Origin of the sequence: Kitasatospora sp. NPDC048407, assembly GCF_043200475.1 — a bacterium.
In the GTDB taxonomy this organism is placed as follows: domain Bacteria; phylum Actinomycetota; class Actinomycetes; order Streptomycetales; family Streptomycetaceae; genus Kitasatospora.
In genome coordinates this window covers 208852-229999 of the sequence record NZ_JBICXW010000007.1, presented here as the reverse complement: position 1 = coordinate 229999, position 21148 = coordinate 208852, and the positions used below count along the sequence as shown (strand labels likewise).

The following is a 21148-nucleotide window of genomic DNA, read 5'->3' as shown; positions in this document are numbered from 1 at the left end:
GCCCACTGGTGCCGACGCGGATCCCGCGGACGGCTACCGCGCCTCCTTAGCTCAGCTGGCCAGAGCACCGCTCTTGTAAAGCGGGGGTCGTCGGTTCGAACCCGACAGGGGGCTCCAGGTACGGAGGTTGACGGAGGGCCGGTCGCCGGGAGGGATCCCGGGGCCGGTCCTTCGGCGTTGGTGGGGTCAGGCGCTTTCGGTGGCGGCGATGAGGGCGTGGATTTCGGCGATCTGTTGGACGTCGGCGTTGGCGAGGCTGGTCAGGGCGGTGTGCCAGGCGGCGACGGCTTCGCGGTGGCGGCCGAGGTCGCGGAGGACGAGGCCGCGGAGGTGTTCGGTGAGGCCGGTGCCGTAGCCCTCGGCGACGGAGGTGGTCCAGGCGAGGAGTTCGTGGCAGGCCGTCAGGGCTTCGGCGAGGCGGTCTTGTCGGCGGAGGGCCTCGATCCGGCCCTTGTGGGCTTCGAGTCGGAAGTCCCAGGGGGCGGTGCCGGGCGGGAAGGCGAGGGCGGCGTCGAATTGGCGGATGGCGTCGTCGGGGGCGTCGAGTCGGAGGTAGGCGTAGCCGATGTTGCAGAGGCCGGAGACTTCGGCCGCGGTCATGCCGACGCTGCGGCCGGCCTCGATGCTGCGGCGGTGGTGGGCGATGGCGAGGTGCGGGTCGGTGGCTTCGACCAGGTTGCCGAGGTTGCAATGGACGGTGGCCGCGCTGAACGCGTCGCCGTACTCCTCGGCGAGTTCGGCGGCTCGTTCCAGGACGGCCCGGGCCTCCTCGGTGCGGCCCAGGGAGGACAGCAGCATGCCGCGGTTGCCGGCGGCGTAGCGTTCCCGCTGCTGGTCGCCGAGCTGTCGCCACAGTGCCTCGCTCTGCTCGATCAGGTCGAGCGCGGGCAGGTAGCGGCCGACATCGAAGTGCGCGGCGGCCAGGTCGCCGAGTGCGTACGCCTCGGCGGTGGAGTCGGCCGCCTGCCGGGCCACTCGCAGGGCGGTCTGGTTGAGCTGGGTGAGTTCCGGGTGGCGGCCGCGGGCGCGGAGATAGGGGAAGAGTCCCCGCACCAGCGGGAGCAGATGTCCCGCGGCCCACGGTTCGGCGGCGAGCCGGTCCACCAGGACCAGCAGGTTGCCGTACTCGGCGTCTCCGAAGGCCAGCGCGGCGTCCCGGTCGAGTTCGCGGCCGGGGGCGATGGCGGGCAAGTGCCGGTCCGGGTGCTTGGCCGCGTCCAGGGCCAGTGCCACGGCGGACACGGCGCCCAGGTACCACTCGAGCGCCGCGCGGGTGAGCCGGACGCGCTGCTCCGCGTCGGCGGTGAGTTCGCGGGCGTAGTCGCGGACCAGGTCGTGCGGGACGTAGCGGTCGAGTCGCGGTTCGTCGAGGAGGGCGACCTCGGTGAGGCGGTCGAGGGCGGCGGCGGCCTGGGTGGGGGTGAGGTCGAGGACGCCGGCCAGCAGGGGGGCGGTGTATTCGGGGAGGTCGAGGGCGCCGACGGCGAGGAGGGCGTCGGCGGCGCGTCGGTCGGGGCGGCGGGTGGAGTCGCGGAGTGAGTCGTAGGTGAGGGCGAGCGACTGGCGGATGCTCAGGTCGTCGAGTTCGAGTTCGTCGAGGCGGTCGGTGCCTTCTTCCAGCCGGCCGACCAGGCCGCGGACCGGCAGGGTGTGGCGGGCGGCCAGGCGGGCGCCGACGATGCGCAGGGCGAGCGGGAGGCGGCCGCAGAGGTGGACGAGCCGCGTGAGGTCGGCCTGTTCGATGGCGACGACGGTGCGGTCGGCGGTGGCGCGGCCCGCGGTGCGTTCGACCAGGGCGATGCTTTCGCGTTCGGAGAGGGTGTCGAGGCGCAGGTGGAGTGCGCCGTCGAGGGCGAGCATCGGGGTGCGGCCGGTGATCAGTACGGCGCAGCCCGGTCCGGCGGGCAGCAGGGGGCGGACCTGGGCGAGGTCGGCGGCGTCGTCGAGGAGCAGCAGGGTGCGGGTGCCGGAGAGGGTGGTGCGCAGCAGGGCGGCGGCGGTGTCGGGGTCGTCGGGCAGTGCGGACGATTCGATGCCGAGGCCGCGGAGCAGGGCGGTGAGTGCGGGCAGGGTGCCGAGTGGGGTGAGGCCGGGGGTGGCGCCACGCAGGTTCAGGAACAGTTGTCCGTCGGGGAACTCTTCGCGCAGCGCGTTGGCGCAGGTCAGGGCGAGGGCGGATTTGCCGACGCCGGCCATGCCGCTCAGTACGGCCGTGGCGGGCCGGTCGGTGCGGGTCAGCAGGGCGGTGCGCAGGGTGTCGAGCTGGTCCTCGCGGCCGAGGAAGTGGGCGGGAGGGGAGGGGAGTTGGGCCGGTCTGGGGCGGGTGTTGGAGGTTTCGGCGGCGGGGGTCTGCGGGTCGGCGAGGATGCGCCGGTGCACTTCCTGGACGGCGGGGCCGGGTTCGATGCCGAGTTCGTCGACCAGGGTGCGGCGCAGTCGCTGGTACACGGCGAGGGCCTGGGCGCGGCGCCCGGTCAGGTCGAGGGCCTGCATGAGCTGGCCGTGGAAGGCCTCGCGCAGGGGGAGTTCGCCGACCAGGCCGGTGAGTTCGGCGATCAGGCCGTGCGGGCGGCCCTGGCGCAGTTCGGCGTCGAAGCGCCATTCCAGGGCCTGCAGCCGCTTCTCGCGCCACTGTTCGAGTTGGGCGGCGTGGTCGGCGGCCGGTTCGGGGACGTCGGCGAGCGGTTCGCCGCGCCAGAGTTCGAGAGCGGCGGCGGTTTCGGCCAGTACCTGCGGGAGGTCCCCGGCCTGGTGGGCGGCGTGGGCCCGGTGCACGGCCTGTTCGAAGCGGAGGGTGTCCAGCTCGTCGTCGGCGACGTCCAGCCGGTAGCCGCCGGGGACGGCCCGCAGGCGCTGGCCGGGTTCGTCGCGGAGTGCGCGGCGCAGCCGGGCGACCAGGTTGCGCAGTGAGGCTTCGGCGGTGGCGGGGGCGTGGGCGCCCCACAGGGTGTCGATCAGGCGGTCGAGCGAGACCGGCCGGTTGGCGTGCAGCAGCAGGACAGCGAGCAGGGCGCGGGCCTTCGGGCCGCGGACCGGGCAGTCCTGCCCGCCGTCCTGCGCCAGCAGACTGCCGAGCAATCCGAACCGCACCCGTGTGCTCCCCGTGCCGCGTGCAGGTCTCCGCCGGCTCCCACCGGTGCACGTGAGGGAGATGTTAGCTGCCGGTTATCGGCCCACCGCAGGCTGTGCTCATCGGAACGCGACCGGGTCGAGGTACTCGGACCGACGACCGAGTCGTGGACCGTCCACCCGCCGGCGGCCGGCCCACGGGCCCGCCGTTTCCCCGGTTGTACCGAGCTGCTCCGGTACCGCAGGGGGTCGACGGAGGGGGGTAGCGCACGGCGGCGACGGGGGGATCGCCGTGCTGGGGGGCGCTGGAGTGGTACCCGCGGGGGGCGGGTACCACTCCGAAGCGCGTTGCCGGTGCTCAGCTTTGCCGGCGTTCAGCGTTGGTCGGCGCTCAGCTTTGCCGGCGTTCAGCGTTGGCCGGCGCTCAGCCTTGCCGGCGTTCAGGAGAGCAGCAGCGGCATGTCCCAGTCGTGCGGGGTGCCGCCGGACGCGTAGGAGTCCAGGGCGAGCGCGACGCCGGCGGCGCCGTCCAGGTAGCCGGAGACGTCGGACGCGAACGGCTTGGCGGTCATGCTGAAGCGCAGGCCGAACGGGGCGTCCGGGTCGAACGAGTCGATCAGCCGGGCGGCGATCAGGTCGCGCCGCTGCTCGATCCGCGGATCGGCGAAGTGTTCGTTCAGGCGGCCCAGTTGGTGCAGGGCACCGGCCCAGCCGTGGCAGAGCGCGTGGTCGGTCATGCCCCAGTCGTCGAGCGGCCGGGTGAGCAGCCGCTCGACCGAGTCGCGGGCGGTCGCGGTCCAGTCGGGGCGGTCGAGGACCGCGCCGGCGACCTGCAGGGCGCGGGAGACGCCGGGCGCCCCGTAGCACCAGGACGGCCAGCTGGGGGGCTTCCGGTAGGCGTCGGGGCCGGCCAGGTACTCGGTGAGGTCCAGGAAGCCGGGCCAGTACGGGCCGTGTTCGTCGCGCACCGCCCAGCGGACCATCAGCTCGGCGGCGCTCTCCAGCGCCTCCTGGTGGCCGGGCAGCCGGATGCCGTCACGCCAGGCCAGCGCGAGCAGCATCAGCGGGCCCGGGACGCCGTGCGACAGGCCGAGGTTGAGGTGGCCGTCGGGCAGCAGGTGTTCGGAGCCGATCCGCGGCGCGTCCAGTGCCCACCAGCGCGGGACGCATACGCCGCGGTGCTCGGTCTCGCCGCGGGCCAGTTCGATCAGGTAGCCGAGGACGGTCTCCAGTTCCTCGCCGCAGGTCTCGGCGCGGGCCAGCAGGTACCGGCCGACGCCGGTCATGCCGCGCACCACCTCGTAGTGGCCGATGGTGGCGAGCGGCCCGTCCGGTACGGCGGGCATCGCGGTGTGCACCAACTGCCGCTGGTAGGCGTCGAGTCGGTGCAGGGCGGTGGTGTAGCCGCCGGTGGCCCGGTTGGCGATCAGTACGGCGAACGCCAGCGCCCCGGGGCCCTTGAAGATCCCGCTGGGGGTGGTCTTCCCGTCGGCGGCGGCCCGGGTGGCGACGGCGAGCCAGCCGTGCGCCCGCGCCGTCCGGTCGGTGCCGGGCCGGGCGCCGCCGCTGAACGCCAGCGACAGGCCCGGGCTGCCGCTGCCGAGCGTCAGTTCCGCCCACACGCCCTCCGCGACCCCGTCGTCGGCGGCCTCGGCGGGGATCCCGGTGGCGGCCATGGTGGCGGCGGGGTCGGCGAGCCTGTCGAGGATCCGGTCGGACATCACCCCGGCCGCTTCGCGCAGTTCGGCCCGGTGCGAGGGCGCGGCGGTGGGTTCGGTGACGGTCATGAGGAGCTCCGGGTGGTGAAGAGAACGGTGGCAGAGCAGAGGCGGCGTGCCGTCATGAGCGGCTCCGGGGACGTCCGGGCGAGGCAGGCCGAAGGCGCGTCGCCGGGCGGCGCAACGGGCCGGCGCCGCTTCTGGCCCCGCGCAACTCCGCCGGCTCCGGGTACAACGCCGCCGAATCCCGGTGGCTGACGCCATGTCACTGCGCGCCGCCCGCGTGGGCCCGGCGGCCGAGCAGGGAGCGCGCCGCGCCGCGCAGGACGGCGTAGCCGCGGGCCTCGGCGGCCGGGTCGCTGCCGAACAGCCGGTTGTGACGCATGTGCAGCAGCGACATCAGCGCCTCGTCGCGGTCGGCCTCGGGCGCGGCCAGCAGCAGCCGGCCGAAGGCGCGCGGCGCGGGGGAGTCCGTCCAGAGGGTGGCCAGGGCGGGGACGCCGAGCAGTTCGGCGGCGTGCCGGGCGGCGTCGCCGGGGCGGATCAGCCGGTCGGTGAGGGCGCGGTGGCGCTGGTAGACCTGGTGGTCGGGGCCCTTGCTGAACAGGTGGTCGGCCCAGCCGCACCAGTCCCAGTCGCCGAGCGAGTCCAGCAGCACGGCGTGGCCGACGGCGGCCAGCACCTCGTCCGGCACGGCGGCCGCCCCGGCGCGGCGGGCCTGCAACTGGAGGACCGCGGACTGGCTGTCCGTCAGGAACAGTTCCTCGGCGGCCTGCTGGGCGTCCGGACCGAGGTAGCGGTCGGTCTCCGGCCGGTACACGTCGAGCGCCATGGTGCGCAGCGCGCCGGTGCCGATCAGCTGCCGGACGCGCGCGCCGAGCGCGGGCAGCACCCGGGCGTTCAGGACGGCGGGGTCGCCGTGCAGGCGCAGCCGCAGGTGCGGTTCGGGGTCGCGGTAGCGGAGGAAGAACCAGCGGTCGATGTCGTCGCCGAGGTCGGTGAGCAGCGCGGGCAGGTGGTCGGCGAGCAGCGTCTCGTGCGCGGACGGGTCGGCGTACAGCTTGACGAACAGCCAGTCCTCGCCGGGCAGATGGACGGCGGTCGGGGCGATGCGCAGCGCCGACCTGGCGAGCGGTGGGCGGCCGTCGGCGGCGGGTTCCGGCGCGGGGGCGCGGAACAGCGGGACGACGATCTCGGTGCTGTGGCCGTGGTTCCAGCCGAGGCCGGCGCCGTCCGCGGTGAGGTCCTGGTAGAGCTGGAACCGCGGTTCGGGGGCGGTGAGTTCGGCGCGCAGCAGGTCGGTGTCCCAGGTCTCGCGCAGGTCGATCGGGAACATCCGGTCGTTGCTGGCGATCTGCAGCCGGTCGGGCACCCGGAAGCGTTCGCGCCACTCGCGCAGGCCCTCCGCCCAGGCGGCCGGCCCGGCGGTGCGGGCGGCGTCGCGCAGGCGGCGGCCGGGCAGCCAGCGGCGCGGGGTGGTGAGGACCCGGCCGTAGCGGACGGCGGGCAGGTAGGGCAGCGTGTCCAGGCCCGCCCAGTCCCAGCCGGACCACACCCGGGGGCGGGCGGCGGCCAGCTCGGACAGGAAGCGGGCGACCGGCGGGGCCTGCGCGTCCAGGGCGAGCATGTGCGGGAAGACGGGGACGATCGGGCGGCCGGTCTCCGGGTGCAGCAGGCGCAGCCCGTCCTCGCCTGCGGCGACCAGCAGGGTGCGCCAGTCCAGGCAGTGCGGGTCGCCGCGGTCGGCGGGCACCCCGATCGGCAGGCGGTGCGGCAGCAGCTGCGGCACCTGGACGATGTTCAGCGAGCGCGGGTCGCGCGGGGCCAGCTCGACCTGGACGGGCAGTACTGCGTTCCCGGGGGACCCGGCGGACTCGTCGGGCCCGGCGGCGAGCGCGGCGAGGCCGTCGGTCAGGCCGGCCAGGTCGGCGAACCGGCCGGCGGTGGCGCCGGCCGTCCAGGAGCCGATGTGCGGGCTGCCGAGCAGCAGGAACTCGCCGCGGTCGAGGGCGGCGGTGGAGTCGGCGAGCAGCTGGAAGCAGAGTTCCAGGGTGCGCGGCGGGCGGCTGCTGCCCGGGGTGTGGCCGGCGGCGGCGGCGAGCCGGGCGATGTCGGCGTCGTCCAGTTCCAGGTCGCGGCCGGACATGACGGCCTGCTGGACGAGCTCGGCGACGGCGTTGCGACGGGAGCGGTCGGCGTCGTCGCCGGGCCCGGAGCGCGCGTGCGTGGGCAGTGCGCCGCCGTACTCGGCGGGCAGGCCGAGGCCGCGGTGCGGGTCGGCGAGGTCGCCCAGCGGGACGGCGCTCGCGGTGCCGTAGCGCTCGACGAACCGTTCCCGGTAGTCGCGCAGGTGCTCGAGCGTGGTCCATTCGGGCGTGATCGCCCAGATCGCGGCGGCGTACCGGCGCACCTCCTCGCCGATCGCCTCGGGCAGCACCAGGTCGGCGGGCATCCGCAGGTCGACCTGGACGGGCGGCCGCTCCCCGGCCCGGTCGGCCGGGTCGAGCGCCCGGACCTCGTCCAGCAGGGCCCGCCAGGACTCCAGCCCCTCGCCGGGCCGGTCGCGTTCGTGGGCGGCCGCGGCGGCGCGGACGGCGCGCAGCCCCTCGGCCGCGCCCGGCACCACGCCGTCGACGGCGGACTCGATCCTGGTCAGCAGCGCGTCGTCGATCCGGTGCGGGGTCAGCGAGGTGAGCAGGAAACCGTGCTGGACGAGGCCGGCCAGCAGCGCGTCGATCCGCTCGGCGGGCAGCTGCGGGAAGCGCCCGGCCAGGTCGTCCAGCAGCGCCGCGTACCCGACCGGCCGGGCCGCCAGCTCGCGCACCCGGGCCACCAGCGCGTTGTCGCGCACCGAGAGTTCGCGCTCGCCGGTGTGCCGCAGCAGGCGGCCGTCGCGCAGCACGGAGAGGTCGTCCAGCACCACCTCGACCCGGCGGCGGACCTCCGGAACGGCCAGCCAGGCCAGCACCCGGCGGTGCAGCCAGCCGCCGTCCAGGCGCACCCGGACCTGGCCGGCCCCGGCGGGCGAGGACTTCGCGGCGGCCCCGAAGCTCGCCCGGCCGACGCCCGCGAACAGGCCGAACGGGGTGGGCCGGCCGCCCGAACGGCGGGCGTAGCGGGTCAGTGTGCGGGCGGCGCTGACGGTCCGCTTCCGGCCGAGCGCGGCCGCGCCGTCGGGCTCGCCGAGACGCTGCAGGCTGAGCGCGAGGCTGCCGCTGGCGACCTCGACGGCCTGCCGCAGCAGCGGGTTCGCGGCCAGCCGGCGCACCCCCGGGACAGGGTCGTCCGGGTCGATCCGGGCCTCGGCACCGGTCCGGGGCGTGCTGGCCATCCGCACCAGCACCGGCTCGCGGATCTCGAACAGGTCCTGCTCAGGTCGCACGTTCGTGGTGTCCCTCACGGTCGGAAACGGCGGGCAACTGCGGCTGCGGGAGACTGCGGAGAACGAAGAACGCGGGGCGGGCCGCAGCCCGCCCCGCGCACGTGGTCTACCGACGTGACGTCAGCAGCACTTCGGGCAGCGGGTGCCGATCGCGTAGCTGCTCGGAGAGGTGAAGGTGCCCTGGCCGAACGCCTGGGTCTCGTCCGAGACCTCCGCGATGCGAAGGTCGAGGTCGAGGTCGCTGTCCTGCTGCACGAGGATCTCGGTACGCATGTTCCCCTCCAGAGGGCTCGTCGGTTCGGCCGCAACGGTGTCCCGGCCGGAGTGCCTGCTGCGAACGGGGGTTCGCTTTCGGCGCCGAGGCCAACCTTTTCCCGGCTTCCCACCATGTGGTGAGTGCCGGACTGGCCAACCTGCCGGCAGACGACCGCCGGGCGCCCGCCGAACGCCGCCGCGACCCCCGCCACCTGCGGTTCGTCGCTGACCGGCCGGTCGGTCGGGCCTGACCGGGCGGGTACGCACGCTGTCCATTTCCGACGTGTGTGCGGGTGGAGGGGTTTCAGTAGTGAAAACGATGAACACTCCTGCTCCCGGGTGGTGGGAGGGGGAGCGGTGTGGCCGGTGCGACAGGAGTCCATGACCGGTTCGACGAACCTTCACCGTTTTGACTCAAACTTTGCCGCCCGGGGGTGGTATTCGGTCAACCGGCCGTGGACGACGAGTCCGACCGCCCGTGCGACGCGTCCGCCGCCACCCGGTGCACGAACGTCGCGGTGAGGAACGACACCACCACGCAGACGATCACCAACGGCAGCGAATCCGCCGCCTGATCACCCAGCAGCGCCGCCGCCAGCACCGTGCTCGTCACCGGCAACCGGGTCACCGCCGCAGTGCTCGCCGCCAACCCCGCCGCCAGGCCCGCCGCCACCCCCAGCCCCGGCAACCCGCCCACCGCCACCCCGAGCGCCGCACCCAGCAGCACCGCCGGAAAGATCGGGCCACCCCGCAGCGACCCCAGCGCCACCCCCCAGCCCAACCCCTTGAACACCACCAGCGCCAGCAACGCCCCCACCGACCACGCCTGCGGATCCGCCGCCAACTGCCCCAGCGTCGCCTGCCCCGACAGCGCCGCCTCCTCCGGCGACCGGCCCGTCGTCACCGCGTACCCCGTCACACACAGACCCACCAGCACCGCACAGATCACCGTCCGCACCGCCGTGCGCTGCGCCGTGAACGCCGCGAACCGCTGGCCCAGCGTCTGCCCCGCGACCATCAGCACCGCGATCACCATCGCCAGCGGCACCCCCCACAGGAAGTCCGCCGCATCCGGCAGCGCCGCCTTCGGTACCTCCGGCAGCCGCAACGCCCCGATCGTCAGCCCCGTCCAGTGCCCGAATCCGGTGAACACCAGCGCGCCCACCCCCGACGACAGCAGACACGGCAACAGCAGCAAGGTCAGTTGCGGCCCGCCCAGACCCGCCGCCTCGATCATCAGCACCGCCGCCACCAGCGGACTTCCGAAGATCGTCGAGATCGCCGCGGTCGATCCGGCCGCACCCAGCATCGGCACCAGCAACGGACTGGCCTCCGGCCGCGCCCGGCCCACCGCCAGCAGCGCCAGGCCACTGCCCAGCGCCATCAACGGCGCCTCCGGACCCAGCACCGCGCCCAGCGGCAGCGCCGCCAGCGCCGCCAGCACCACCGAGGGCACCTCCACCGGCAGCGTCGGCGGCCCGCCCAGCCCGTGCACCGGCACGTGCCCGCCCCGCCCCGGCATCCGGGTCACGATCGGTGCCAGCAACAGACCCGCCAACGCCAACGCCGGCAACGGCCACCACCACGGCGCCCGCCCGTACCCCAAGGCCTCCGGCGCCGACTCCCACACCCAGTGCTGCAACTCGTGCTCCAGGCTCACGAACCCGAAGGCCGCCAGCGAGACCGGCACACCCACCAGCGCGGACACCAGCAGCAACCGCAGGTAACCGGGACTGCGGAGCAGCTCACGAATCCCGGGTGTCGCCCGCTCTGCCATCTGCGCTCCCCTGCCTCACCCGCACACACCTCCTCCGACCGTCCTGCCGACCGCCACCCCCGGCCATCCGGGCGCGCCGAACGGGCGAGCGGCGCTCGCGCGGGCCCACCGCACCGGTCGTACCGTGGACAAAAGGGGGCCCAGCCACCCGGGGGGACCGACCCGAGGAGAACCCGATGCCCGGCTCCATGACCATCGGCCACACCGACGCACTCGTGATGCTCAGCCACACCGACGCCGAACGGCTCGCCGGCGTCCTCTCCGGCCTCTCCCGCCTCGCCGCGACCGGCCAGCTCCCCGCCGCCGCGACCGCCGCCCTCTCCGGCGGCGACCCCCCGGACCGCGCCGAACTCGCCACCTGGTGCCACCACCTGGCGGACTACCTCCGCGACCACCTCTGAGCGACAGCAGGCGGGCGCGAAACCGGGGGCGCTGGGGGTACCCCCAGCGAAGCGAGGGGGCGGAACTGCGCGAAGCGGAAAGCACTCGCCGGGAAGATCGCGACGCAGGACAATGACTTGCACGTGCTCGCGACCTCACGGACCGGTGTGCGCTTGTCGCGCAGTTCCCCGCACCCGCCCTCCTCCGAAGCCGCTAGGTTGAAGGCATGGAGCTGTCGTGGGTGACCGTGGCCACGCCGCTGCCCAGTGGCCCGATGAAGTTCGGCGTGACGGCGGACGGGGTGGCGGCGGCGACGTACGCGGGGGAGACGTTCGCGGGACGGCCGGTGGGCGTGCCGGAGTGCGGGGACGCGCGCAAGCGGTCGCTGGTGGAGGCCCGGGTCGGCGAGTACTTCGCCGGGCGGCGAACGGAGTTGGAGCTGCCGATCGACTGGCGCTTCACGACCGGACCCCAACTGGCGGTGCTGCGCTGCCTGTTGACCGAGGTGCCGTACGGCCGCACCACCACCTACGGCGAACTCGCCACCCGCAGCGGAGTGTTCGACGACCTGCCCGAGCCGGGGCTGCCGGCCCGGACGGTCGGGCAGATGATGGGGGCCAATCCGCTGCCGTTGCTGGTGCCGTGCCATCGGGTGGTGGCGGCCGACGGGCTGGGCGGGTTCGGTGGCGCCTGGCACGGGGTGGAGGTCAAGCGCTGGCTGCTCACCCTGGAAGGCGTACTGCCGCCGACCCTGGACTGGTCCGGGCCGACGGGCTGACCGCAAGGGGGAGCTACAGCAGCGCCCCGTCCAGCCGTTCCAGCGCGGGGGCCGCGGCCTGGCGCGGCAGGACTGCCTGGACGCCGGACACCAAGGTGTACTCGCCGAGCGCGAGTTCGTCCACCTCGGGCAGCAACGGCCGTGCGCCGAGCGCCAGTTCAAGAGCCGCGACTGGCAAGTTGAGTCCGCAGAGCCGGAGTTGGTGCAGTCCGCCGGACGGCCGGGTGTTGATGTCGAGCACGACGGGACGGCCGTCCGCCTCGTGCCGGAACTGGACGTTGGAGAGGTGCCCGACGCCGAACTGCTCGACCAGCCGGCGGGCCGGCTCCAGGTAGCGGGGGTCGACGGTGAAGCTGCGGCGGCGGCCCTGCTTGGTGCGGCCGACGGCGGCGAGCAGGCGCCCGTCCTGGTCGGCGAGGCAGTCCACCGATACCTCGGGGCCGTTCAGGTAGGGCATCACCAGCAGGTCGGCGGGCGTGGTGGATGACCTCAACGCGCCCATCACCTGGTCGAGTTGGACCCGCGCGTCGACGTACCCGGCGAGCCGCCGGAGGCTGAACGGTTCGCGGGTGAGGATCCGGAAGCCCTCGCCGCCGGCGCCGCTCGCGGGCTTCAGGCAGGCGGGGGCGCCGGTGGCCTCGATCTCCTCGACGGCGACCAGCAGTTGGGCCGCGGTGTCGGCGTGCCGCCACAGCGGGGTGGGCAGGCCGGCGGCGTCGAGGGCGCGGTAGCCCTCCGCCTTACTGGTGAACAGCGCGATCGCGGGCGCGGGCGGGCAGATCAGCGCGGTGCCGAGTACCTCGAATTCGCGGCGGCGCAGCGATATCGCCAACTGGTGCAGGCGGGGCAGGAATACGTCGATCCGGTGGCGGGCGCAGAATTCCAGCGCGAATTCCACGTAACTCTCGGCGGAGAGCCGGTCCGGTTCCAGAAACCCGAGGTCGGCGGCGGCGAGCACCGGCGAGTCCGGGTCGACGTGGGTAGCCAGGACGTGCACCGGGCGCGGCGCGGACCGCAGCAGCTCGATGAAGAAGACGTTCTCGGCGTAGGTGCGGTTCAGCCAGACGCGGACGGGCGCGGTCACGGAAGTCTCCCCGGAGGAGGGCGTGCCAATGGGAGGTCATCACCGACCGGTTCGCCTGCGCTGTGGCGGCGGTCACCATGCGGTGTGGGGGCCACCTTAGCGCTGTTCCGGAGCGATTCGAACAACGGGCCGGTGAGCTGTGCGGACGCTTCGAAATCCGCTGTCCGGCAGGGCCTTTCGGGGCGTGCGGGAAGGCGCCGGGGGGCTCGCGCGGATCGAACGATGATCGATCCAGTGCGCTGGTCGCACCATTCGCCTCGCACACCTGATTCACTCGCACGAGTGATTGCCGCGCTACCTGACCGGGCGTCAGCATGGTTGCCGAAAACCGCCGTCGACGCGATCACGAGGCCCTCGGACATGACGACCGAAACCACCGCCGGAACCGCCCAGTCGAGGCCGCAGAGCAGCCTCTCGGTGGCGGCGGCCAAGAACCTCGCGTCGACCACCAAGTCGGCCCCGCAGATGCAGGAGATCAGCAACCGCTGGCTGCTGCGCGCGCTGCCCTGGGTGGAGGTCTCCGGCGGCACCTACCGGGTGAACCGGCGGCTGTCGTACGCGGTGGGCCGGGGCCGGGTCGGCTTCGCGCAGACCGGCCGACAGGTCTCCGTCGTGCCGCCCACGCTCCGCGAGGTGCCGGTGCTGCGCGGCTTCGAGGACGACGAGCTGCTCGTCGAGCTGGCCGGCCGGTTCGTCCAACGGGACTTCGCGGCAGGCGAGTTGCTGATCGAGCAGGGCCACGAGATCGACGAGGTCTACCTGGTCGCGCACGGCAAGGTCGACAAGATCGGCACCGGCCGGTACGGCGACGCCACCGTGCTCGGCACCTTCGCCGACGGCGACCACATCGGCGACGAGGCACTCACCGTCGCCGACCGCCGCTGGCCCTACAGCGTCAAGGCGAGCACCGCCGGAACGGTGATGGTGCTGTCCTGGCCGGCCTTCCAGGAGCTCGCGGACCGCTCCGAGGCGCTGCGCGACCAGATCCTCGCCTTCGTCGCGGACTCCCAGCTGCCGCAGAACCGCAAGGGCGAGGCGGAGATCGGCATGTCGGCCGGCCACGAGGGCGAGTACGGCCTGCCCACCGCCTTCGTCGACTACGAACTCACGCCCCGCGAGTACGAGTTGAGCGTCGCCCAGACGGTCCTGCGGGTGCACAGCCGGGTCGCCGACCTCTACAACAAGCCGATGGACCAGACCGAGCACCAGCTGCGGCTGACCATCGAGGCGCTGCGCGAACGCCAGGAGCACGAGCTGGTCAACAACCCGGAGTTCGGCCTGCTGGCCAACGCCGAGTACAGCCAGCGGATCCAGACCCACTCCGGCCCGCCCACCCCCGACGACATGGACGAACTGCTCTGCCGCCGCCGCAGCACCAAGTTCTACCTCGCCCACCCGAAGGCCATCGCCGCCTTCGGCCGGGAGTGCAACCGCCGCGGCCTGTACCCGGAGACCGTGCAGGTGGACGGCAAGACGGTCCCCACCTGGCGCGGCGTCCCGATCTACACCTGCAACAAGATCCCGGTGGTGAACGGCTCCACCTCGATCCTGGCGATGCGCGTCGGCGCCGACAACCAGGGCGTGGTCGGCCTGCACCCCGGCAAGCTGCCCGACGAGGTCGAGCCCGGGCTGAACGTCCGCTTCATGGGGATCGACGAGAAGGCGGTCATCTCCTACCTGGTCAGCGCCTACTACTCCGCCGCGATCCTCGTCCCGGACGCCATCGGCGTGCTGGAGAACGTGGACGTCGCCAACTGGCACGGCTGACCGGCACGACCGACCGCGCGGCGGGCCCGCCGTCCCGGGCCCGCCCGCCGACCGCGCCGGCACTCGGCCGACGCGGAGATCCGCCGCGCCCCGCACCCGGGGCGGGCCCAGGGGGAGGACTCACCATGGCCATCACCGTGTCCGAACGCGGACAGCACAGCGAGAACACCACCCCCGTCGAGGGCGCCCGCGACACCGCCGAGGCGCTCGCCCTGCTCGGCCGGGCCCGCACCGTGGTCGACCCGGCGCTGCGCGCCGCCGTGGACACCCTCCCGGACTCGATGCGGCAGATCGCCGGCTACCACTTCGGCTGGCTGGAGTCCGACGGCACCCCGAGCGCGGCCGGCGCCGGCAAGGCGATCCGCCCCGCCCTGGTGCTCGCCGCGACCCAGGCCGTCGGCGGCCGCCCGCAGGACGCCGTCCGGGCCGCCGCCGCCGTCGAACTCGTCCACAACTTCACCCTGCTGCACGACGACGTCCTCGACCGCGACCACACCCGCCGCCACCGCCCCACCGCCTGGCGGGTGTTCGGCACCACCGGCGCGATCCTGGCCGGCGACGCCATGCACTCCCTCGCCCTCCGGGTACTCGCCGAGGACCCCCACCCCGCCGCCGCGGCCGCCGTCCGCCGCCTCGCCGACTGCGTGGTCGAACTCTGCGCCGGCCAGCAGGCCGACTGCTCCTTCGAACAGCGCTCCGACGTCACCCTCGCCGAGTGCCTCGCCATGGCGGAGAGCAAGACCGGCGCCCTCCTCGGCTGCGCGTGCGCCCTCGGCGCGCTGTACGCCGGCGCGGACGCCGCCACCGCCGACGCGATGGACGCCTTCGGCCGCGAGATCGGCCTCGCCTTCCAGCTGATCGACGACCTGATCGGCATCTGGGGCGACCCCGCGGTCACCGGCAAGCCGGTCGGCGCGGACCTCGCCGCCCGCAAGAAGTCCCTCCCGGTCGTCCACGCGCTCTCCTCCACCACCCCCGCCGGCGCGGACCTCGCCACGCTCTACGCCTCCGGCCGCCCCCTCAGCCCCGCAGACCTCGCCGCCGCCGCCACCGCAGTCGACCGCGCCGGCGGCCGCGCCTGGGCCCAGGGCGAGAGCTGCGAACGCATGGCCACCGCCATCAGCCACCTCGCGGTGGCAGTCCCGGACCCGACCCGCACCGACGAACTGCTCGCCCTGGCGGAGCTGGTCACCCGCCGCAGCTACTGATCGGGGAAGCACAAACGGGGGCGCGGGGAACTGCGCCGCGCCCCCGGTTTCGCACCCGCCTGCCGTCACCCCCCGAGCAGCGCCTCTTCCTTCTCCCGCTCGATCCCCAACGGAGTGTCCAGCTGCCGGTAGCTGACCTCCGCACGCCCACCCGACTCCAGCCACTCCCACGTGTCCCGGACGGTCTCCGCGAGCGGCCGGATCCGCAGCCCGGCCGCCAGCGCAGGCGCACTGTCCGCGTGCCAGGTCCCGTGCCACCCGTCCACGACCGGTGCCCAGAGCGGGAGTTCGACCCAGGGCGCGACCTCGGCGGCGAGCAGCGTCGCGTCGGGGGTCCAGACGAACTCCGCGTCGGACCCGGTCGCGGAGCGACACGCCTCCAGGAACTCGCCCATCGTCGCCGACCGGATCGGCGAGGTGGTGACGAACCGCCCGGTCGCGCGCTGTTCGGCGAGGTCGAGGCCGAACGCGGCGAAGTCCCGGGCGTCGATCAGACTGAGCGGGTTCTCGGGGGCGCCGGGTGCGAGCACGCGGCCGCCGCGGGCGATCCGGTCGAGCCACCAGGGGAGGCGGCCGATCGGTTCATGGGGGCCGATCAGCAGGCCGCAGTTGAGGATTGTCGCGGGGCCGAAGTTGTCGAGCAGGGCGCGTTCGCAGCCGGCCTTGAGGGCGTTGGCGAACGGCTGGTCCGGCCCGACGTCGCCGGCGCATTCGAGGGTGGGGGAGTCGGCGTCGACCGGGAGGGCGGGCCAGTCGGCGAAGGCGTGGACGGAGGAGACGAAGCCGTAGTGGCCGGCCCGGTCGCGGAGCAGCCGGGCGGTGGTGGCGACGTCGTGCGGCTGCTGTCCGGAGGTGTCGATCACGGCGTCCCACTGCCGGCCGTCGACGAGCCGGTGCAGGTCGTCGAGCGAGGTGCGGTCGCCGTGGACGGCCTCCACGCCGGGCAGGTCGGTGCGGCTGACACCGCGGTTGAAGGTGGTGACGCGGTGGCCGCGGGCGAGTGCCTCGGCGGCGTAGGCGCGCCCGAGGAACTTGGAGCCGCCGAGCAGAAGGATGTCCATGGCCTCAGGGTGTCCGCTCCGGCGGCCGGTCATCCGCACTCTTAGCTACGGGCAGAGCCGGAAGGTCCGCCGACGGGGGAGGTCCCCTGACGGCCGGTCGGAGGGTCGGGGCGCCGGACGGGCGGTGGGCGGCATAGCATCCCCGGTGTACCGGTATGTCTGAATGATCCCTTTCGTGGGGAGATGGGTGGACGGCATGGGCGGCCCGGCCAGGGTGGATCCGGCGGCGGTCCGGCGGACGGCGGCGCAGGCGTGGATCTGGGGCTACCCGATGCTGGCGAACTACGGGACGCTGCACCCGCAGGCGATCGACGACGCGGACCCCCGGTACATCGGGGGTTTCGGGGTGTTCCGGCACTTCTCGCGCCCGTTCACCCCCGCCGACACGGACGTGGTGACGCCGAACAACGACACGCCGTACTCGTGGGCGTGGCTCGACCTGCGGGCCGAACCCTGGGTGCTGGAGGTGCCCGCCACCGACCGGTACCACGTGCTGCCGGTGCACGATCTGGACACCGCGTACGCGGGCTTCGTCGGCACCCGGGCCACCGGCAACGGCGGCGGCCGCTACCTGATCGCCGGCCCCGGCCACCGGGCCGATCCGCCGGCCGGCTTCGACGGCGTGGTGCGGACGGACACCAACCTGGCGGGCATCGTCGGCCGGACGTACCTGGCCGGGCCGGCCGACGAGCCGGAGCTGCGACGGGTGCAGGCCGGGTACCGGCTGATGCCGCTCAGCGAGCACCTGGGCACCCCGCGGCCGGTGGCGTCCGAGCCGGTGTGGCCGGTGTGGCGCGGCGAAGAGGTGCTCGGAACGCTGGAGTTCTTCACCTTCCTGGACTTCCTGCTGAGCTTCGTTCCGGTGCTGCCCGCCGACGCCGAACTGCGCGAGCAGCTGGCCGAACTCGGCGTGGGATCAGGGGACTTCGAGCCCGCCGCGCTGTCCGCCGAGGCCCGGGCGGCGATGCTGGAGGGAGTGGCGGACGGCCGCGGGCAACTGGCCGGGGCGGCGCGGGGCGCGGCCGACGGCACCGCGCTGTTCGGCACCCGTGAGCAGCTCGGCACCCGGTACCTGGACCGTGCGTGCGGCGCGCTCACCGGCCTGTACGGGCTACCCGCCGAGGAGGCCTGGTACGGGGGTTGGGAGTCCGAGGCGGGCGGCCGGCTGCCGACCGTGCTGCGCTTCGGGCCCGGGCAGCTCCCGCCGGCCCGGTACTTCTGGTCGGCGACCATGTACCGCTTCCCGGAACGGCAGTTGGCGCCCAACGAGATCGACCGGTACTCGATCGGCGACCGCACCCCCGGCCTGGTGTACGGCCCCGACGGCTCGCTGACGCTCTACCTCCAGCACGAACGCCCCACCGACCCCGCCGAGTTGGCGAACTGGCTGCCCGCCCCGGCCGGCCCGTACCAGGTCGTGGTGCGCGCGTACGGGCCGGAACCCGCGCTGCTGAACGGCAGTTGGCAGCTGCCGACGCCCACCCCCCGCTGAACCCGCCGAGCAGAAAAGGACGTTCGCCATGGTTGACGCCACGCCCGAGATGCTGGCCGCCGAGGCCTTCGTGTACGGCTACCCGCTGGTCGCCGACCTGACCATGGTGGACACCATCCACCGGCGGGGCATGGGTTCGATCCCCCCGACCGCCTGGAACACCTTCGGGCACGGCACCGAACTGGCCACCCCCGACTCGCACTTCGTGTCGGTCAACAACGACACGGTGTACTCGGTGGCCCCGCTCGACCTGTCCGGCGGCCCGCTGCTGCTGCACGTCCCGGACTCCGCCGGGGCCTACTACGTGCTCCAGTTCATCGACGCCTGGACCAACAACTTCGCCTACCTGGGCCGCCGTTCGTCCGGCACCGCCGAGCAGACCTGGCTGATCACCCCGCCGCACTGGCGCGGCACCCCGCCCGAAGGCGTACCGGTGATCACCGCACCGACCACCGTCGCGGCCATCGCGGCGCGCCACGCCTGCGCCGGACCCGAGGATCTGCCCCGAGTGCGGGCGCTGCAACGGGAGTTGACGCTCACCCCGCTCGAAACGGGCGCGGAACTCGCCGGGCTCCCCGAGCCGACCGCCGGCATCCCCGAGGAACTGGGGTTCCTGGAACGGCTGCGGGTGTGGGCGGCGGCGTTCCCGCCCGCCCCCGCCGACGTCGAGTTCCAGCACCGCTTCGCCCCGATCGGAATTCTCGACCGGGGCCGCTCCCCGTACCTCGACGGCCCCGCCGAGTGGGCGCAGGCGCTCGCCAAGGGCCTGGCCGCAGGCCGCGAACGAGTGGAGGCGGCGAGCACCGGCACCGTCGAACCCACCGGCGAATGGACCGTCAACCTCCACCTGTTCGACTACAACCTCGACCACCTCGGCCCCGGCACCCGCGACGAGCCACAGTGGAAGGTCGCCGACCGCCGCGCCACCTACCTCACCCGCGCCGTCGCAGCCCGCACCGCCCTGTGGGGCAACCACGCCTACGAAGCCGCCTACGCCACCACCTACCACGACTCCGACGGCCACCCACTGGACGGCGCCCGCTCCTACACCCTGCGCTTCGAACAGCCGCCGCCGGTGGGCGCGTTCTGGTCGGTCACCATGTACGACACCCCCGAATACCTGCTGGTCCCCAACGACATCGACCGCTTCTCCATCGGCGACCGCACCCCCGGCCTGGTCCGCGCCCCCGACGGCTCACTCACCCTCTACCTCCAGCACCGCCAGCCCACCGACCCCGACGAGTTCGCCAACTGGCTGCCCACCCCGTCCTCCGGCTTCCGCCCGATGGTGCGGATGTACCAGCCACAGGACGCCATCCTCGACGGCACCTACCGCCTCCCGCCGATCCACCCACGCTGACGGGCGCGAGCAGGTGGCAAGCCAGGGGCGCGAGCGGGTGCGAAAACAGGGGCGCTGGGGGTACCCCCAGCGAAGCGAGGGGGCGGAACTGCGCGAAGGGGAACGCGTTCGTCGGCAAGATCGCGGCGCAGGACAGTGACTTGCACGTGATTGCGACCTGGCGGACAGGGCTTGCGCTTGTCGCGCAGTCCCCCGCGCCCACCCGCTACGTCAGGACGGCGACGCGCTGGGCGTTGCCGACGGACTCGGGCTCTCCGTGGGAGACGGCGTGGCGTCGGGCGAAGGCGTCGGCGTCGGCACCCCACGATGCTCGGTGCCGCCGCCTTCCAGGGTGACCACGGCAGTGGACGGCGGCAACGCCAGTCGCGCCGTCCACCGGGTCTGCGGGGCGCGCGTCTCGTCCACCGTCACGGTGACGGTGATCCGCTGGCCCGGCGCGAGGGTGCCGTCGTCCCGGCTGAGCCGCAGCCAGTCGACGTCCAGCACCGCGTGCCAGGTCAGCGCGGTGTCGCCGGAGTTGGTCAGCGTGAGCACCGTGCGGCTGCCGTACGCGCGGGCCTCGACGGTCAGCTGCTCCCGGGTGGCGTCCGGCGTGGGCGCAGGTGTCGGCGTCGGGCCGGACAGCCGGGACGCGCCGTGCGCGGGCATCGTCACCGCCGGACTTGGAGCCGTAGGCAGGGACGTTTCTGCGGCCACCGCGCCGGCCAACTGCAGGGAACTCATCGCGGGCGGCAGCACCACGGTCGGCTGCGCCTCCTGAACCGGCGCGTCCACCCGCACCGAGGACACCGCCGCCGCCCGTCCCTCCCGGTCGCCGCCCTGGTGCGCGCTCCACAGCGCCACCACCGGCGCGGCCAGCACCGCCGCCAGCACGCTCGTGGTCACCACCCGCTGGCGCACCGCCGAGCCGCGCGAAGGCACCACCACCCGGTGCCGGGGGAAGCCGCGCCGGTCGAACTGCGGCTCGCCGCCGGCCAGCCCCCGCACGGCCCGCCGACCGGCCGCCGCGCCGGACAGGAACGCGGTGCCGCCCGTCGCCGGAGCGGGGCGCAGTCGGGCCGGCGCCGTCAGCAGCGGCAGGCCGGGCAGCCCGGCCACGCCCTGCCCGAGCTGCCCGGCCACCCGCTCGGCGGTGCCGCGGCAGGTCGGGCACTCCTCCAGGTGCAGCACCAGCTCCCGGCGCAGCGCCGCGCCGAGCACCCGGCCCGGCCCGGACTCCGCACCGACCCCGCCGACCCCGCCGAGCTGCGCCAGTTGCGGGCAGGAGCCCACGCCGAGCACCAGCAGTGCCGTCCTGGTCCGGCCGATCTCGGCGCCCGCGGCGTCCAGCAGCGCGGCCGCGGCCTCGGGGGTGAGGCCGAGCACCGCCGCGACCTCCCCGGCGTCCAGCCGGTGCCGGACCGCCAGTTCCAGTGCCTCGCGCTGCTCCGGGTCGGTGCCGGCTGCCTCCGGCCAGGCCAGCGAGGCGAGTTCGCGGCGTTGCTCGCGGAGGACGTCGGGTGCGGGCGCCGCCTCCGCGGCGGGGGTGCCGGTGCCGTTCAGCCGGGTCAGGCAGCGGTTCCGGGCCAGCGCGTACAGCCAGGCGCGCAGCAGCGCCGGTTCGGTGAGCCGGTCGCCGTGGCGGCGGGCCAGGTCGCGGACCTCCAGCACGGCCGCGGTGGCGGCGTCGTGGTCGCAGAGTACGGACAGGCAGTAGGTGAACAGCCCGTCGACGCAGGCGCCGTACGCCCGCAGGGCCGGGGACGGGTCGACGGGGTGGAGCTGGCCGGTGGTCACGTCATCGACCGTAGGCAGGCCAAACCCTCCGCCCGGTGGG

14 protein-coding genes and 1 tRNA gene are annotated in these 21148 nt (G+C 74.2%); 7 read left to right on the top strand and 8 right to left on the bottom strand.

Annotated elements, in window-relative coordinates; translation table 11 throughout:
• Window positions 1–40: 40 nt before the first annotated feature.
• Window positions 41–117: transfer RNA gene (locus ACGFWJ_RS16635), tRNA-Thr, on the top strand.
• A gap of 69 nt (window positions 118–186) precedes the next feature.
• On the opposite strand, the gene ACGFWJ_RS16630 is transcribed toward ACGFWJ_RS16635, so the two are convergent.
• The 5 genes from ACGFWJ_RS16630 to ACGFWJ_RS16610 form a co-directional block, all read right to left on the bottom strand.
• Window positions 187–3090, bottom strand: a complete 2904-nt coding sequence (locus ACGFWJ_RS16630) for a BTAD domain-containing putative transcriptional regulator (protein WP_392949830.1) — start codon at window positions 3088–3090, stop codon at window positions 187–189.
• 419 nt (window positions 3091–3509) lie between these two features.
• On the bottom strand, window positions 3510–4856 hold the full coding sequence (locus ACGFWJ_RS16625) for a lanthionine synthetase C family protein (protein ID WP_392949827.1): 1347 nt from the start codon (window positions 4854–4856) through the stop codon (window positions 3510–3512).
• A gap of 196 nt (window positions 4857–5052) precedes the next feature.
• Window positions 5053–8118, bottom strand: coding sequence for a lantibiotic dehydratase (locus ACGFWJ_RS16620; protein ID WP_392950021.1), 3066 nt, complete (start codon window positions 8116–8118; stop codon window positions 5053–5055).
• Window positions 8119–8289: 171 nt separating this feature from the next.
• Window positions 8290–8442: an SCO0268 family class II lanthipeptide gene (gene lanA / locus ACGFWJ_RS16615; protein WP_392949824.1), complete on the bottom strand. Its 153-nt coding sequence runs from the start codon at window positions 8440–8442 to the stop codon at window positions 8290–8292.
• A 427-nt stretch (window positions 8443–8869) separates the two neighbouring features.
• Window positions 8870–10201 (bottom strand): chloride channel protein, encoded by a 1332-nt coding sequence (locus ACGFWJ_RS16610; RefSeq protein WP_392949822.1) that lies wholly within the window; start codon window positions 10199–10201, stop codon window positions 8870–8872.
• Window positions 10202–10377: 176 nt separating this feature from the next.
• On the opposite strand from ACGFWJ_RS16610, the gene ACGFWJ_RS16605 reads away from it, so the two are divergent.
• Both ACGFWJ_RS16605 and ACGFWJ_RS16600 read left to right on the top strand, forming a co-directional pair.
• Entirely contained in the window at window positions 10378–10602 is a 225-nt protein-coding gene (locus tag ACGFWJ_RS16605) for a hypothetical protein (protein WP_392949819.1), read from the top strand.
• Window positions 10603–10808: 206 nt separating this feature from the next.
• Window positions 10809–11360 carry a methylated-DNA--[protein]-cysteine S-methyltransferase gene (locus tag ACGFWJ_RS16600; protein ID WP_392949816.1) on the top strand — a complete coding sequence of 184 codons (552 nt, stop codon included), beginning with the start codon at window positions 10809–10811 and terminating at the stop codon, window positions 11358–11360.
• Window positions 11361–11373: 13 nt separating this feature from the next.
• Here ACGFWJ_RS16600 and ACGFWJ_RS16595 read toward each other — a convergent pair whose 3' ends face one another.
• Complete coding sequence (locus ACGFWJ_RS16595) at window positions 11374–12444, bottom strand: ATP-grasp domain-containing protein (RefSeq protein ID WP_392949814.1); 1071 nt, start codon at window positions 12442–12444, stop codon at window positions 11374–11376.
• Between the two features lie 360 nt (window positions 12445–12804).
• On the opposite strand from ACGFWJ_RS16595, the gene ACGFWJ_RS16590 reads away from it, so the two are divergent.
• Together ACGFWJ_RS16590 and ACGFWJ_RS16585 are read left to right on the top strand one after the other, a co-directional pair.
• Complete coding sequence (locus ACGFWJ_RS16590; RefSeq protein WP_392949811.1) at window positions 12805–14211, top strand: family 2B encapsulin nanocompartment shell protein; 1407 nt, start codon at window positions 12805–12807, stop codon at window positions 14209–14211.
• Window positions 14212–14336: 125 nt separating this feature from the next.
• On the top strand, window positions 14337–15419 hold the full coding sequence (locus ACGFWJ_RS16585) for a family 2 encapsulin nanocompartment cargo protein polyprenyl transferase (protein ID WP_392949807.1): 1083 nt from the start codon (window positions 14337–14339) through the stop codon (window positions 15417–15419).
• Between the two features lie 65 nt (window positions 15420–15484).
• Here ACGFWJ_RS16585 and ACGFWJ_RS16580 read toward each other — a convergent pair whose 3' ends face one another.
• Window positions 15485–16480, bottom strand: coding sequence for an NAD-dependent epimerase/dehydratase family protein (locus ACGFWJ_RS16580; RefSeq protein ID WP_392949804.1), 996 nt, complete (start codon window positions 16478–16480; stop codon window positions 15485–15487).
• A gap of 175 nt (window positions 16481–16655) precedes the next feature.
• Between ACGFWJ_RS16580 and ACGFWJ_RS16575 the strand changes: the two genes are divergently transcribed.
• Complete coding sequence (locus ACGFWJ_RS16575; RefSeq protein ID WP_392949801.1) at window positions 16656–17972, top strand: DUF1254 domain-containing protein; 1317 nt, start codon at window positions 16656–16658, stop codon at window positions 17970–17972.
• Between the two features lie 28 nt (window positions 17973–18000).
• Window positions 18001–19332 carry a DUF1254 domain-containing protein gene (locus ACGFWJ_RS16570; RefSeq protein ID WP_392949799.1) on the top strand — a complete coding sequence of 444 codons (1332 nt, stop codon included), beginning with the start codon at window positions 18001–18003 and terminating at the stop codon, window positions 19330–19332.
• Window positions 19333–19542: 210 nt separating this feature from the next.
• Here the strand turns inward: ACGFWJ_RS16570 and ACGFWJ_RS16565 are convergent, their stop codons facing one another.
• Window positions 19543–21108, bottom strand: a complete 1566-nt coding sequence (locus ACGFWJ_RS16565; protein WP_392949796.1) for a hypothetical protein — start codon at window positions 21106–21108, stop codon at window positions 19543–19545.
• Window positions 21109–21148: the final 40 nt, after the last annotated feature.

Coding starts and splice junctions, on each gene's coding strand:
- ACGFWJ_RS16590 (WP_392949811.1), top strand. CDS start 12,805: ATGACGACCGAAACCACCGCCGGAACCGCCCAGTCGAGGCCGCAGAGC.
- ACGFWJ_RS16580 (WP_392949804.1), bottom strand. CDS start 16,480: ATGGACATCCTTCTGCTCGGCGGCTCCAAGTTCCTCGGGCGCGCCTAC.
- ACGFWJ_RS16625 (WP_392949827.1), bottom strand. CDS start 4,856: ATGACCGTCACCGAACCCACCGCCGCGCCCTCGCACCGGGCCGAACTG.
- ACGFWJ_RS16585 (WP_392949807.1), top strand. CDS start 14,337: ATGGCCATCACCGTGTCCGAACGCGGACAGCACAGCGAGAACACCACC.
- ACGFWJ_RS16600 (WP_392949816.1), top strand. CDS start 10,809: ATGGAGCTGTCGTGGGTGACCGTGGCCACGCCGCTGCCCAGTGGCCCG.
- ACGFWJ_RS16620 (WP_392950021.1), bottom strand. CDS start 8,118: ATGGCCAGCACGCCCCGGACCGGTGCCGAGGCCCGGATCGACCCGGAC.
- ACGFWJ_RS16610 (WP_392949822.1), bottom strand. CDS start 10,201: ATGGCAGAGCGGGCGACACCCGGGATTCGTGAGCTGCTCCGCAGTCCC.
- lanA (WP_392949824.1), bottom strand. CDS start 8,442: ATGCGTACCGAGATCCTCGTGCAGCAGGACAGCGACCTCGACCTCGAC.
- ACGFWJ_RS16605 (WP_392949819.1), top strand. CDS start 10,378: ATGCCCGGCTCCATGACCATCGGCCACACCGACGCACTCGTGATGCTC.
- ACGFWJ_RS16570 (WP_392949799.1), top strand. CDS start 18,001: ATGGTTGACGCCACGCCCGAGATGCTGGCCGCCGAGGCCTTCGTGTAC.